Origin of the sequence: Arthrobacter sp. SX1312 (genome assembly GCF_002929295.1) — a bacterium.
GTDB lineage: Bacteria > Actinomycetota > Actinomycetes > Actinomycetales > Micrococcaceae > Arthrobacter_D.
In genome coordinates, this window is the sequence record NZ_PJIM01000003.1 from 597,938 (window position 1) to 611,094 (window position 13,157).

A 13,157-nucleotide genomic window follows, 5' to 3' on the forward strand; every position below is an offset into this window, starting at 1 on the left:
AGGTGGGCGCTAGCTCGCGAGCTGGCGCAGCACGTACTGCAGGATGCCGCCGTTGCGGTAGTAGTCGGCTTCACCCGGGGTGTCGATGCGCAGGACGGCGTCGAACTCGATCGGCGATCCGCCGTCGGCCGGGGTGGCGCTGACCTTCACCGTGCGGGGCGTGCGGCCCTCGTTGAGCTCGGTGACACCGCTGACCGCGAAGGTCTCCGTGCCGGTGAGGCCGAGGCTCTCCGCGTTCTGGCCCTCGGGGTACTGCAGGGGCAGGACGCCCATCCCGATGAGGTTCGAGCGGTGGATGCGCTCGTAGCTCTCGGCGACGACGGCCTTCACGCCGAGCAGCGCGGTGCCCTTGGCTGCCCAGTCACGCGAGGACCCCGACCCGTACTCCTTGCCGGCGAGGACCACGAGCGGCGTACCCGCCGCGCGGTAGTTCTCGGCGGCGTCGTACACGGCGGCCTGCGGCGCATCCGGCTGCGAGAAGTCCCGCGTGAACCCGCCCTCGACGCCGTCGAGCAGCTGGTTCTTGATGCGGATGTTCGCGAAGGTGCCGCGGATCATGACCTCGTGGTTGCCGCGACGCGAGCCGTAGGAGTTGAAGTCCTTGCGCTGCACACCCTTCTCCGTGAGGTACCGGCCGGCCGGGGTGTCCGACTTGAAGGATCCCGCAGGCGAGATGTGGTCGGTGGTGACCGAGTCGCCGAGCTTCAGCAGCACCCGGGCGCCGTCGATGTCCTCGACCGGGCTCGCCTCGCGCTGCATGCCGTCGAAGTATGGGGGCTTCCGCACGTAGGTGGACTCGGGATCCCAGGCGAAGGTGTCGCCGTCGGGCGTGGGCAGGGACTTCCAGCGCTCGTCGCCCTCGAAGATCGTCTTGTAGCTCGACGTGAACATCTCCTCGTCGATCGAGGAGTCGATGACCTTCTGGACCTCGACCGGGTTGGGCCAGATGTCCTTCAGGAAGACGTCGTTGCCGGCCTCATCCTGGCCGAGCGGCTCGTTGTCGAAGTCGAAGTCCATGGTGCCGGCGAGTGCGTAGGCGACCACCAGCGGCGGGGACGCCAGGTAGTTCATCTTCACGTCCGGGTTGATGCGGCCTTCGAAGTTGCGGTTGCCGGAGAGGACGGCGGTGACGGCGAGGTCGTTGTCCTGGATGGCCTGCGAGATCTCGTCCTCCAGCGGGCCGGAGTTGCCGATGCAGGTGGCGCAGCCGTAGCCGACCGTGAAGAAGCCGAGCTTCTCCAGGTACGGGATCAGGCCCGACTTCTCGTAGTAGTCGGTGACGACCTTCGACCCGGGGGCCACGGAGGTCTTGACCCACGGCTTGGACACGAGGCCCTTCTCGACGGCGTTGCGCGCCAGGACCGCAGCGGCGAGCATGACCGACGGGTTGGACGTGTTGGTGCAGGACGTGATCGACGCGATGCTGACGGCACCGTGGTCCAGCTCGAACTCGCGGCCGTCCTTCATGGTCACGCCGACCTTCTTCGACGGACGCGTGGAGCCGTTCGACCCGGCACCGACGGTCTCGCGGGGTTCCGCGTTCTCGTCCGTGACCGACGACGTCGTGCCGGGCGTGAAGCTCGGCGAGTCGGAGGCGGGGAAGCTCTCCTGGGAGGACTCGTCCACGGTGCCCCCGGGTGCGAACGTCAGCTCCGGGTCGTTCGAGTAGTTGCGCAGGTCCTCGCGGAACTGGGCCTTGGAGTTGCTGAGCTCCACGCGGTCCTGCGGGCGCTTGGGCCCGGCGATCGAGGGGACGACCGTGGACAGGTCCAGTTCCAGGTACTCGGAGAAGCGGATCTCGCGCGACGGATCGTGCCAGAGGCCCTGCTCCTTGGCGTACGCCTCGACGAGCGCCACGTTCTCCGCCGGGCGGCCCGTGAGGCGCAGGTAGTCGAGCGTGACGTCGTCGATGGGGAACATGGCGGCGGTGGAGCCGAACTCGGGGCTCATGTTGCCGATGGTGGCACGGTTGGCGAGGGGCACGGACGCGACACCCTCCCCGTAGAACTCGACGAACTTGCCGACCACGCCGTGCTTGCGCAGGATCTGCGTGATGGTGAGGACGACGTCCGTGGCGGTGGCGCCGGCCGGGATCTCACCGGTGAGCTTGAAGCCGACGACGCGCGGGATGAGCATGGACACGGGCTGGCCGAGCATGGCGGCCTCCGCCTCGATACCGCCGACGCCCCAGCCCAGCACACCGAGGCCGTTGACCATCGTGGTGTGCGAGTCGGTCCCGACGCACGTGTCGGGGTACGCGCGGAGCACGCCGTCGACCTCGCGGGTCATGACGGTGCGGGCGAGGTACTCGAGGTTCACCTGGTGCACGATGCCCATGCCCGGCGGGACGACCTTGAAGTCGTCGAACGCGGTCTGGCCCCAGCGCAGGAACTGGTACCGCTCCCCGTTGCGCTGGTACTCGATCTCCATGTTGCGCTCGAGGGCGCCGGCGTTGCCGAACACGTCGATCTGGACGGAGTGGTCGATGACCATCTCGGCGGGGGCGAGCGGGTTGACGCGCTTGGGGTCTCCGCCGAGGTCCGCGACAGCCTCACGCATCGTTGCGAGGTCGACGACGCAGGGGACGCCCGTGAAGTCCTGCATGATCACGCGGGCCGGGGTGAACTGGATCTCCGTGCTGGGCTCCGCCGCGGCATCCCACTGCGCGAGCGCGCGGACGTGGTCGGCCGTGATGTTCGCGCCGTCCTCGGTGCGGAGCAGGTTCTCCAGCAGGACCTTGAGGCTGAACGGAAGGTTCTCGGCGCCTTCGACCGCGCTGAGCCGGAAAATTTCGTAGTTGGCGCCTGCGACGTCGAGAACGCCCTTTGCGCCGAATGAGTCCGCGGTCGACATGACGTTGGCTCCCTTCAGAGAGGTTGTGGAATAACCCCATCCTATTCCACGATCGGGGGCACTGTATACAGTCGTACACCGTGTCCCCGACCTCCCGGGGAAAGCCGGTCGGGCCGACTCAGGCCTTGTGGCGGACCGTGCCCGCGCGGTCCGGACCGGACTGCAGCCCGTCCATGAGCGCCGCGTGCTCCTGGGACTCGACGCGGCTGTGGTCCACGACCGGGCCGGTCCCGGCGATCTCGCGGATGAGGTCGATCCCCGCGACCGCCTCATCCTTCGTGGCGTAATACGTGGACACTGCCACGAGCGTTCCATCGGGAGCGGTCAGTTTCACCCGGAAACCGTCGTCGTGAGCGTCCACCAGTTTGAAGTATCCAGCCATCGTCTTACCTCCTTGTAAGGGACAACTTCACCAACCTGTGATCCCCTATCATAAGCATACTGACCGCCCCTGACACGGGGTCGTGGGATGTGACCGATCACCCGTCCGGTCCACCGACCGACGCCCTGCAGGGCATGAGAAGGAGCACCATGACCGAGTCGAGCAGCGCAGGACATCCGGACGGCGGGACCCGGGGCGGGCATCCCTCCGACGGACACCCCGACGGCCGTCCCGCCCCTGATCGGCGCGAGCAGATCCTGGAACCGTCCCCCGGATCGAGGGACCACCATGCCGCGAGCATCCGGGACGAGCAGGGAATCCACGAGGCCGGCGCCGTGCCTGCCGCGTACGACGGGGACGACTCGACGGACGCGACCGACGGCGCCGACCGCCCGCGCCACCCCGAGGACGCCGCCTTCGAGCACGACACCTGGGACGGCGGAGCCGCAGGTCGCTGACGCTGCTCAGCGGCCCCGCGCCGCGAGCCGGGCCACGAGGGACGACGGCGCCACCCGCGCGAGCGCCACGAGGGTCTTGTAGCGGAGACCGGGAACGGAGACGGCCTTGCCTGCCGCGGTGTCACGGAGTGCCTCCCGCACCACGAGACCGGTATCGAGCCACAGGGCGGCGGGGACGGAGGACGTCTCCATCCCCATGCGCTGGTGGAACTCCGTGCGGACGAAGCCCGGGCAGACCGCCGTCACCCGGATCCCCTCCCGCCCGTACGCCGGATTCGCCCAGCGGCTGAAGCTGATCATGGCCGCCTTCGCAGCGCCGTAGGTGCCCCGCGGGGTGAAACCGGCGACACTCGCCACCGTGATGATCGTCCCGGAGCGGCGGGGCCGCATCGACTGGAGGGCTGCATGCGCCAGGGCGAGGGGTACCTCGACGTGGATCCTCAGGTGGCGGATCTCGTCCTCGAGCGCGTTGTCCGCGAACGGCCCGACCAGGCCGTAGCCGGCATTGTTGACGAGCACCGTGACAGGCGCCCGGTGGTCGCCCCCGGCAGTGCGCAGGCGGTCCAGGACGCGGGCCAGCCCGTCGTCCTCGAGGAGATCCGCGGCGATCGTCTCGGCCCCGACGCCCAGCGCACGATACGTCGCCGCCGCCTCCTCCAGGGGACCCGGGGATCGGGCGACCAGCACCAGATCGCACCCTCGGGCGGCGAACTGGCGCGCGAATTCGGCGCCGATCCCCGACGTGGCCCCGGTGATCAACACGGTCTCGGTCATCCCTCCACCCTCCCCCACGGCGTCCGGCGGCACAACACATGGCCCATGGACAGGGCATCCGGCCATGCAACGTCGATGCGACCCCCTGCGGTGTACGTTCGCGTCACCGGGGGCGGACGACGCACACCTGCGCGTTCCGTCCCTCGAGTCCAGCGCCGGCAACACCCGGCGCGACCGATGTGTCACGAGAGGAAGTTCCATGAGCGGTAACAGAGCTGTTGCGTACAAGGGACCAGGAAAAGTGGAGGTCATCGACACCGAGTACCCCACCTTCGAGCTGAAGGACGGGCCGGGGGTGAATCCGGCCAACGTGGGCCGGGCCCTCCACCACGGCGTGATCCTCAAGACCGTCACCACCAACATCTGCGGCTCGGACCAGCACATGGTCCGCGGGCGCACGACGGCGCCGGCAGACCTCGTGCTGGGACACGAGATCACCGGAGAGGTCGTCGAGGTGGGGCGCGACGTCGAATTCATCAAGAAGGGGGACATCTGCTCCGTCCCCTTCAACATCGCCTGCGGGCGGTGCAGGAACTGCAAGGAACGCAAGACCGGCATCTGCCTGAACGTCAATCCCGCCCGTCCCGGCGCCGCCTACGGCTACGTGGACATGGGCGGCTGGGTGGGCGGACAGGCCGAGTACGTCCTCGTGCCCTATGCGGACTGGAACCTGCTGAAGTTCCCGGACCGGGACCAGGCCCTGGCGAAGATCCTCGACCTGACGATGCTGTCGGACATCTTCCCCACCGGCTATCACGGTGCCGTCACGGCCGGCGTCGGCGTCGGATCGACGGTCTACATCGCCGGAGCCGGCCCCGTGGGCCTCGCCGCCGCGGCGTCGGCGCAGCTGCTGGGTGCCGCCGTCGTCATCGTGGGCGACCTCAACGAGGACCGGCTGGCCCAGGCCCGGAGCTTCGGCTGCGAGACCGTCGACGTGTCCAAGGGTGATCCGCGGGATCAGATCGAGCAGCTGCTGGGCGTGCCGGAGGTCGACTGCGGCGTCGACGCCGTCGGCTTCGAGGCCCGTGGCCACGGAAGCGGCGCGTCGACCGAGGCACCGGCCACGGTGCTCAACTCGCTGATGCAGGTGACGGCCGCCGGCGGTGCACTGGGCATCCCGGGCCTGTACGTCACCGGCGACCCCGGAGGCATCGACGAGGCCGCGAAGGTCGGATCGCTGTCGATCAGTCTGGGCACCGGATGGGCGAAGTCGCTGTCCTTCACCACCGGACAGTGTCCGGTGATGAAGTACCACCGCGGCCTGATGATGGCGATCCTGCACGATCGCGTGCAGATCGCCAAGGCCGTGAACGCGAAGTCGATCGGCCTGGACGACGCACCCCGCGGCTACGAGGAGTTCGATGCCGGAGCTGCGACCAAGTACGTCATCGATCCGCACGGGATGGTCGCCGCCTGATCAGGGCGTCGTCCGCCTGAGCGGAACCGGAAGGGGCTCGGACCGTGACGGTCCGGGCCCCTTTGTCGCGCCCTCCGGGCCTCCAGTACGCCTTCTACCGCACCTCCGAATCACCCTCGGCGGGTGAGTGTCCCAGAAGATACCCCACAGGTCCAGCATAAATTCTCAACTTCACAGAAAGTCAATTACGGTTCAGTACCGATTTGGCAACGAAACGAAATTACTCTACGGTAGGGGTAGTTCCCCGTCAGGGGGAAGCGAAAACGCTGCCGCTCGGCGAGCAGCGATGAATGCCCGGCACCGCTCTCCACCGCTCGTTGCTCAACAGGCGGCTGCCGAACCATGACCTCTATACCGTCAAGGTGAGCAACGGCGCGAAGAAGTCCGGGGACGGACCTAGTGCAGGTGGCCTTTCGGAGCATCGTAACGCCATGAACACTACCAAATTCAGCACCACCGCCCGTCGCGGACTCGCAGCAGTAGCAATCGCCGGCCTCGGTCTCGGCGCTTCGGCCGGTGCGGCCAACGCCGACACCTGGGACCAGCTCGCAGAGTGCGAGAGCGGCGGAAACTGGAGCATCAACACGGGCAACGGCTACCTCGGCGGACTGCAGTTCTCCCAGCAGAGCTGGAACGCAGCCGGCGGCTCGGGATCCCCCGCCCAGGCCAGCGTCGCAGAGCAGAAGCGTGTTGCAACGAATCTCCAGCAGATGCAGGGCTGGGGCGCATGGCCCGCCTGCTCGGCGAAGCTCGGCCTCAACGGCGGCTCGTCCACCGGCTATGTCTCCACCCAGCAGGCTCCGGCTCCCGTAGCCGCCCCCGTCCAGGCACCCGTCCAGGTCCAGGTACCCGTCGCAGCACCCGTCCAGGCCCAGGCACCTGTTGCCCCCGTCGCCCAGGCGCCCGTCGCAGCACCCGTCCAGGTCCAGGCACCCGTCGCTGCACCCGTCCAGGCCCCCGCCGTCGCCCCTGTGGCACTGAGCGGCCAGACCTACACCATCCAGTCGGGTGACACCCTCAGCACCATCGCCGCGAAGCTCGGCGTCAACGGCGGCTGGCAGGCACTGTTCGCCGCGAACACCGACACCGTCATCCACGCGGACCTGATCTTCACCGGCCAGGTCCTGCAGCTCCCGGCCTAGTCCAGGAGCTCTCCGGGTCCGGTAGCGCCCAGAGCGTCTGCCGCCCGTCCAGCACGACGCAGCGGAGCCCCCGTCATCTCGACGGGGGCTCCGCTGCGTCGAGGCCCGTGAACGATCAGTTGCAGGACGTGGCGTCGACGTCGATCCTGAGGTTGTGCGGCACCGTGTAGTCGCGTTCCGGGGACGAGAACGCGACAAGGATGGTGTCGGCGCTGCCGTGTGTGACGCCGTCCGCGAGCTCCACCGTGACGATGATGTTGATGTGGGCGTCCGGCAGGAAGCGGTACCCCTCCGCCGGCTCGGGCGGTCCGATCGGCTCGGCAGGCTTCGTCGGGGTGGGGGCGGCCGTGTGCTCCTCGTGCGCATTCGCCTCCGGTGCCGGACGGTGGTGTCCCTCGCGGTTCGCGGTCTGCACCTCCGCCGAGAGGATGTCCAGCCCCTGGGGGTTGCCGAGCGCCATCTCGCCGAACGTGAAGGTCTCGAGGGTCGGGTTGTGCAGCATGACGGTGTAACGCAGGCGGCTGTCCCGGGGCTGGACGCCGCACAGTTGCGCGCCGTCGACGCCCACGTTCAGGGGATCATCGCCGAGGTCGCTGCCCACGGGCTCCGCCCTGCTGCCGTCCGGACCGGGGGCCGGAGTGGCCACCGACCCACGGGTGCTGTCCGCGGTGTTCACCCCGAGCGGGTTCTCCTCGACGGCTCCGCACCCGGCGAGCGCCAGGGACGAGGCGAGCATGACGGCGAGGAGTGCGGCGCCTCGACGGTGCGGCAGTACGGTCAGGTGTTTCACGGTGAGCCCATTCATGTCAGCCGGCCACGAACATCCGGCGCTGGTGCCTGTTCTTCGTTCCGTACCCCGCCGCGGCTTGGTCCGGACGGCGGGGTGGTCGCCCCGCCGTCCGCCCGGACACTCAGGCGAGGGGTGTGCCTCCGGTGACGCCGAGGATCTCTCCGGAGACGTACCGTGCATCGTTCGAGGCGAGGAAGACGTACGCGCCGGCCAGTTCCGCCGGCTGCCCCATCCGTCCCAGTGGTGTGCCCTCGCCGAAGGATTCCAGCTTCTCACTGGTCGTCGTCGCGGGCTGCAGGGGCGTCCAGACGGGGCCGGGCGCGACGGCGTTGACGCGGATCCCGCGCTCCCCGAGCAGCTCGGCGAGGCTGAACGTCAGGTTGTTGAGCGCAGCCTTGGTCGCTGCATAGTCCATGAGGTTCCGGGACGGGTGGTACCCCTGGACGGACGTGGTGTTGATGATCGAGGCGCCGGCCGTCAGATGGGGCAGCGCGGCCTGCGTGAGCCAGATCGTCCCGTAGACGTTGGTCTCGAAGGTGCGCCGGAGCTGATCGGCGTCGACGTCGGGCAGGCCGTTCGGCTGCGCGATGTGATAGCCCGCATTGTTCACGAGGATGTCCAGGCCGCCGAGGCCGTCCACCACCTGTGACACGGCCGACGCGGCGTAGGCCTCGTCGCGGAGGTCGCCCGGCACGGCCAGGGCCTTCCGGCCCTCGGCGCGGATGAGTTCGAGGCAGCTGGCGCCGTCCTCCTCCTCCTCGGGGAGGTACCCGATGGCGACGTCGGCGCCCTCGCGCGCGAAGGCCAGCGCCACGGCCCGGCCGATGCCGGAGTCGCCGCCGGTGATGAAGGCGCGCCGGCCACTGAGGCGCCCGTGCCCGGTATAGCTGTCCTCGCCGTGGTCGGGGCGGGGGTCCATGCGCTCCGTGAACCCTGGGTACTGCTGCAACTCGGTCGAGGGGTCGACGGCGGGGCCCCGGGGATCGTCCTGGTCGAGGGTGCCTGACGGTTCGTTGGACATGATGCTCCTGGTGACGGCGGGAGGGTGGATGCTAAGCCTACTGTCATTGTGTTTGCAGCGTCAGTCCTCTAGTAATGGACATATGACTGCGATCCTGAGGTCCCTCGAAACCGCCGTACCCGACACGATCATGGTGCAGTCCCAGGTCCGTGATGTCTTTGCCGCGCAACCCGGCCTCACGCGGCTCGGCCGGCGGCTGGTCGGAGCGGCCTTCGACTCCTCGGGCATCGAGACGCGCTACACCGCCGTCAGGGAACTCACGCTCGACAGCGCCGCGGAGGACCCCGTGTTCTTCGATCGGAAGGAACTGCGGATCCTGACGCCGAGCACCAAGACCCGCAACGAGGTCTACGCCGAGGAGGGCACGAAGCTCTTCGTCGAGGCTGCCCGCAAGGCGCTGGACGCGGCGCAGGGCATCGAGGCGGCCGACGTCACGCATGTCGTCACCGCGTCCTGCACGGGCTTCTTCGCCCCGGGTCCCGACTACAAGGTGGTGCGCGCGCTGGGCCTCGAACCCTCCGTGCAGCGCTACCATCTCGGGTTCATGGGCTGCTACGCGGCCTTCCCGGCACTGCGCGCAGCCAAGGCCTTCTGCGACGCCGACCCCGACGCCGTCGTCCTCGTCATCGCCGCCGAACTGTGCTCGCTCCACGTGCGGTCCTCCAACAACCCCGACACCATCGTCGGCTCGTCGCTGTTCGCCGATGGTGCCGCGGCCGCGATCGTCTCCGCCCGGGACCTCCCCCTGACCGGGCCCGCCCTGACCCTCGATCACTTCGAGACCGTGCTGACCCCGGTCGGCGAGGAATCCATGGCCTGGAACATCGGCGACGAGGGGTTCGAGATGGTCCTCGGAACGTACGTCCCCCACATCATCGACGAGCACATCATCGGGGCCCTCGAACCCCTGCTCGCCCACGACGCGTCGCTGCAGGGCCTGGACTACGCGGAGATCGAGCACTGGGCCATCCACCCGGGCGGACGCAGCATCCTGGACAAGGTCGAAGCCAAGCTCGGCCTGACCCGGGACCAGCTCGTCCCCGCCCGCGAGACGCTGCGCGACTACGGCAACATGAGCAGCGCGACGGTCATGTTCGTACTGAAGCACATCCTCGACCAGCCGGCCTCCGACGGGAACAACCGGATCTGCTCCATGGCCTTCGGCCCGGGGCTCACGGTCGAGACGGCCCTGCTCACCAGGATCGGCACCGGACCGGCCGCCGGGGCCGCGACGGGGACGGCGACGGCGACGGCCGACGCCGATCCGTCGAGCGGCCCGGACGACGTCGTGCCCGACGATCTGGCGCCCATCCTCACCGACGCGGGCGCATGAGGCCTCGAGGGTTCCTCGCGGAGCGCGATCCGCACGCCATCGAGGAGATGGACCGGCCCGACTGCGACCCCCGCCGGCTCGACCGCACGTACGCCCAGTTCGGGGTGGTCAACGCCGTCGTCTCCGGATGGCGGCGCACCTACACCTCGCTGCTCCGCCCGGTCTTCTCGCGGGACCGGACCAACACGCTGCTCGACATCGGAGCCGGCGGCGGGGACGTCCCGCGCACGCTGGCACGCTGGGCCCGGCTCGACGGCTTCCCGCTCGAGGTGACGGCGATCGACCCCGACGAGCGGGCGCATGCCTTCGCCACGTCGCGTCCGCCCCTGGCCGGCCTGTCCTTCCGCCGGGCGCTGAGCTCGGAGCTCGTGGCCGAGGGTGCCGTGTTCGACGCCGTGGTCTCCAACCACGTGCTCCACCATCTCGACCGCACGGCGTTCGACGGCCTGCTCGACGACACCGAACGCCTGACGCGCACGGTCGCGGTGCACAGCGATATCGCGCGGCACCCGCTCGGCTACGCGCTGTTCTCGGCGGGCACCCTCCCGCTGCCCGGCTCCTACATCCGCCAGGACGGCCTGACCTCGATCCGCCGCAGCTACACGCCGGACGAGTTGCGCGCAGCGACCGACGGACGCGGGCAGTGGACGGTCCGCACGGCCGTGCCGTTCATCAACCTCCTCGTGCTCGACCGCCGCTCGGCGGGAGACGACGGTGCATGACGTGATCGTGGTCGGCGGCGGGCCCGTCGGCCTCTACACCGCCCTGCTGCTGCGGCAGGCCGGGCTCGACGCGGTCGTGCTGGAACGCCGTCAGGAGCGCAGCGGCCATTCGCGGGCCATCGGCATCCACCCGCCGGCCCTGCGTGCCCTCGAAGCCGGCGGCATCGCCGATGACCTGCGCGCGCGCGGGGTGCGGATCCGGGACGGGATCGCCCGGAGCGCAGGCCGGGACGTGGGCACCGTGTCCTTCTCGGCCCTCCCGGGCGAGGAGACGTACGTCCTCGCCGTGCCGCAGGCCGTCACCGAGGAGATCCTGGAGCGCCACCTCGAGGACGGGTTCCCGGGCACGCTGCGCCGCGGCGTCGCCGTCGTCACCACGCACGACGCCGGGGACCACATCCTGGCCGTGACCCGGGAGCAGGGGGTGGACGCCGTCCTGCAGGCGCGGCTGGTCGTCGCGGCGGACGGCGCCAGGAGTTCCATCCGTGACGACGCCGGGATCCGCGCGCCCTCGCGTCGCTATCCGGACTGCTACGTCATGGGCGACTTCCGCGACACCACGGGCGACGGCGACGACGCCGTCCTGTACCTGGAGACGGGCGGGATCGTCGAGTCCTTCCCCCTGCCCGGGGGCATCCGGCGCTGGGTCGTGCGGGTCGGCTGCCCGGTGGAACGCCCCACCGCCGCCGGCCTCACACGGCTCGTCCGTGAGCGGACGGGGGTCGACGTCGACCCGGCGTCGAACTCGATGCTGAGCGCGTTCGAGGTGCGGTCCCGGCTCGCCCGGCGCCTCGTCGCCGGGCGCGTCGTGCTGGTGGGAGACGCCGCCCACGAGGTGTCCCCCATCGGCGGACAGGGCATGAACCTGGGCTGGCTCGACGCCGTAGACCTGGTCCCGATCATTACTGCGTCACTGCGCGACGGGCAGGACGTCGCCGTGCGGCTCGCGCGCTACGAGAGGGACCGCCGGGCGCAGGCGGCCCTGGCCCGCCGGAAGGCCGCCATCAACATGGCGCTCGGGCGCCCCCTGCCCGGCCCGGTCCTGCGCCCGCGCAATGCGCTCCTCGGGGCGCTGATCAGGAACAGAGCCGTCCACGCCGGTGTGGCCCGCGCGTTCACGATGCAGTAGGCGCACCCTCCCATGACGGAACCCCGCAGGGACCACCACCGGAGGCCGAGTGGCGTGGGGCGGGGTCGCTGCGGGGTCCGAGGTGGATCGGTGGGTCTACTTGCGGAGCAGGCCCTTCTTGACGTTCTCGGGACGCTGCATCTCGCCCTGCTTCGCACCCATCACGACGACGATGCCGCTGATGACGGGCAGGAGCCACTGCGTGATCTTGAGCTGGGACTGTGCCTTGGCGAGTTCGTCGCTCGCTCCGGGTCGGGGCTCGGTGGCGCCCGCGCTGCCCTGCTCGGCGAGCTCGCCGACCTTCTTGCCGAGGATGCCCGAGTACAGCGAGAGCACCATGCCGATCACGGTGACCACGGACTTCAGGACGGTGTTGGACCCGACGGAATCCTGGGCGGCGACGCGGCCCTTGTTGCCGAGGATCAGGCCGATGCCTCCGACGGCGTGTGCCGCGAAGGCCGCGGTCTGGACCGGAGCCCACTTCGCCCAGCCGAGCGAGGACAGGCGCGTGCGCTCCTTGGGGTCCTTCGCCTTGCCGGTGGCTCCGTTGAGGCCGACGGCGCCCATCAGGGTTCCACCGAACCAGGCTGCCGCGCCGAGATCGTGAGCGGATCGTGCCAAAAGATTTCCTGCCATGATGTAAAGCTCCTTCGAGGTTGGTTCGACCTACCCCCCTACAACTATCAGCATGCTTAGGATAAAGCCATAGCACGCCCCGGGATCCGGCCAGGGTGTGCAATTTTCCCAGGAACTGCTACGAAGGGCACCCCATGGCGGAGAACCAGCACGACCTCGACGAGATATGGACGCAATGGAAGGATGCGGTGAACATGAGCCCGTCCCAGTTGGAGGCGTGGCTCGACACCGAGGAATCCCGATCGGTGGGCCAGAAGGAGCCGGACGGCGGCGAGTCCGTGGGCCACCGGTCCGGCAGGCGGATCATCGGCATCCTGCGCACCCGGCGGGACGACCTCACGGGCGAGGACGTGGAGCACATGCGGAAGGTCGTGGGCTACGTCCACCGCCATCTCGCGCAGAAGCCCTCCAAGGAGGACATCGAGACCTCGAAGTGGCGGTACTCCCTGATGAACTGGGGCCACGATCCGCTGACGTAGCGGGACGCGGCGAGGGGGCGC

13 protein-coding genes are annotated in these 13,157 nt (G+C 69.4%); 7 read left to right on the forward strand and 6 right to left on the reverse strand.

All coding sequences use genetic code 11. The features are described from left to right. Positions 1-9: 9 nt before the first annotated feature. Together CXQ92_RS15910 and CXQ92_RS15915 are read right to left on the reverse strand one after the other, a co-directional pair. Positions 10-2,853, reverse strand: coding sequence for an aconitate hydratase (locus CXQ92_RS15910; protein ID WP_104168706.1), 2,844 nt, complete (start codon positions 2,851-2,853; stop codon positions 10-12). A gap of 118 nt (positions 2,854-2,971) precedes the next feature. Then, entirely contained in the window at positions 2,972-3,235 is a 264-nt protein-coding gene (locus tag CXQ92_RS15915; RefSeq protein ID WP_104168707.1) for a DUF1508 domain-containing protein, read from the reverse strand. Positions 3,236-3,384: 149 nt separating this feature from the next. On the opposite strand from CXQ92_RS15915, the gene CXQ92_RS15920 reads away from it, so the two are divergent. After that, a complete protein-coding gene (locus CXQ92_RS15920) occupies positions 3,385-3,693 on the forward strand; it encodes a hypothetical protein (protein WP_104168708.1) in 309 nt (102 codons plus the stop codon). A 6-nt stretch (positions 3,694-3,699) separates the two neighbouring features. Here the strand turns inward: CXQ92_RS15920 and CXQ92_RS15925 are convergent, their stop codons facing one another. After that, complete coding sequence (locus tag CXQ92_RS15925; protein WP_104168709.1) at positions 3,700-4,467, reverse strand: SDR family oxidoreductase; 768 nt, start codon at positions 4,465-4,467, stop codon at positions 3,700-3,702. A gap of 199 nt (positions 4,468-4,666) precedes the next feature. On the opposite strand from CXQ92_RS15925, the gene fdhA reads away from it, so the two are divergent. Then, the gene (gene fdhA / locus CXQ92_RS15930) at positions 4,667-5,884 is read left to right on the forward strand and encodes a formaldehyde dehydrogenase, glutathione-independent (protein ID WP_104168710.1); all 1,218 of its coding nucleotides are present in this window, start codon (positions 4,667-4,669) and stop codon (positions 5,882-5,884) included. A gap of 431 nt (positions 5,885-6,315) precedes the next feature. Beyond that, on the forward strand, positions 6,316-7,026 hold the full coding sequence (locus CXQ92_RS15935; RefSeq protein WP_104168711.1) for a transglycosylase family protein: 711 nt from the start codon (positions 6,316-6,318) through the stop codon (positions 7,024-7,026). Positions 7,027-7,141: 115 nt separating this feature from the next. On the opposite strand, the gene CXQ92_RS15940 is transcribed toward CXQ92_RS15935, so the two are convergent. Together CXQ92_RS15940 and CXQ92_RS15945 are read right to left on the reverse strand one after the other, a co-directional pair. Beyond that, a complete protein-coding gene (locus CXQ92_RS15940) occupies positions 7,142-7,816 on the reverse strand; it encodes a hypothetical protein (RefSeq protein ID WP_104168712.1) in 675 nt (224 codons plus the stop codon). A gap of 121 nt (positions 7,817-7,937) precedes the next feature. Beyond that, positions 7,938-8,837 (reverse strand): SDR family oxidoreductase, encoded by a 900-nt coding sequence (locus CXQ92_RS15945; protein ID WP_104168713.1) that lies wholly within the window; start codon positions 8,835-8,837, stop codon positions 7,938-7,940. A gap of 82 nt (positions 8,838-8,919) precedes the next feature. Here CXQ92_RS15945 and CXQ92_RS15950 point away from each other — a divergent pair, with 82 nt between their 5' ends. Genes CXQ92_RS15950 through CXQ92_RS15960 form a run of 3 tightly spaced genes read left to right on the forward strand, consistent with a single transcriptional unit; the run spans position 8,920 to position 12,021 of the window. Beyond that, positions 8,920-10,170, forward strand: coding sequence for a type III polyketide synthase (locus tag CXQ92_RS15950; protein ID WP_104168714.1), 1,251 nt, complete (start codon positions 8,920-8,922; stop codon positions 10,168-10,170). Then, entirely contained in the window at positions 10,167-10,892 is a 726-nt protein-coding gene (locus CXQ92_RS15955) for a class I SAM-dependent methyltransferase (RefSeq protein WP_104168715.1), read from the forward strand. The genes CXQ92_RS15950 and CXQ92_RS15955 overlap by 4 nt, the downstream gene beginning before the upstream one ends. Beyond that, positions 10,885-12,021 carry an NAD(P)/FAD-dependent oxidoreductase gene (locus tag CXQ92_RS15960; RefSeq protein WP_104168716.1) on the forward strand — a complete coding sequence of 379 codons (1,137 nt, stop codon included), beginning with the start codon at positions 10,885-10,887 and terminating at the stop codon, positions 12,019-12,021. Before CXQ92_RS15955 ends, CXQ92_RS15960 begins: the two co-directional genes overlap by 8 nt. Positions 12,022-12,117: 96 nt before the next feature. On the opposite strand, the gene CXQ92_RS15965 is transcribed toward CXQ92_RS15960, so the two are convergent. Then, the gene (locus tag CXQ92_RS15965; RefSeq protein ID WP_104168717.1) at positions 12,118-12,657 is read right to left on the reverse strand and encodes a hypothetical protein; all 540 of its coding nucleotides are present in this window, start codon (positions 12,655-12,657) and stop codon (positions 12,118-12,120) included. Positions 12,658-12,791: 134 nt separating this feature from the next. Here CXQ92_RS15965 and CXQ92_RS15970 point away from each other — a divergent pair, with 134 nt between their 5' ends. Then, complete coding sequence (locus CXQ92_RS15970; protein ID WP_104168718.1) at positions 12,792-13,136, forward strand: DUF3140 domain-containing protein; 345 nt, start codon at positions 12,792-12,794, stop codon at positions 13,134-13,136. The last annotated feature ends 21 nt before the right edge of the window (positions 13,137-13,157 follow it).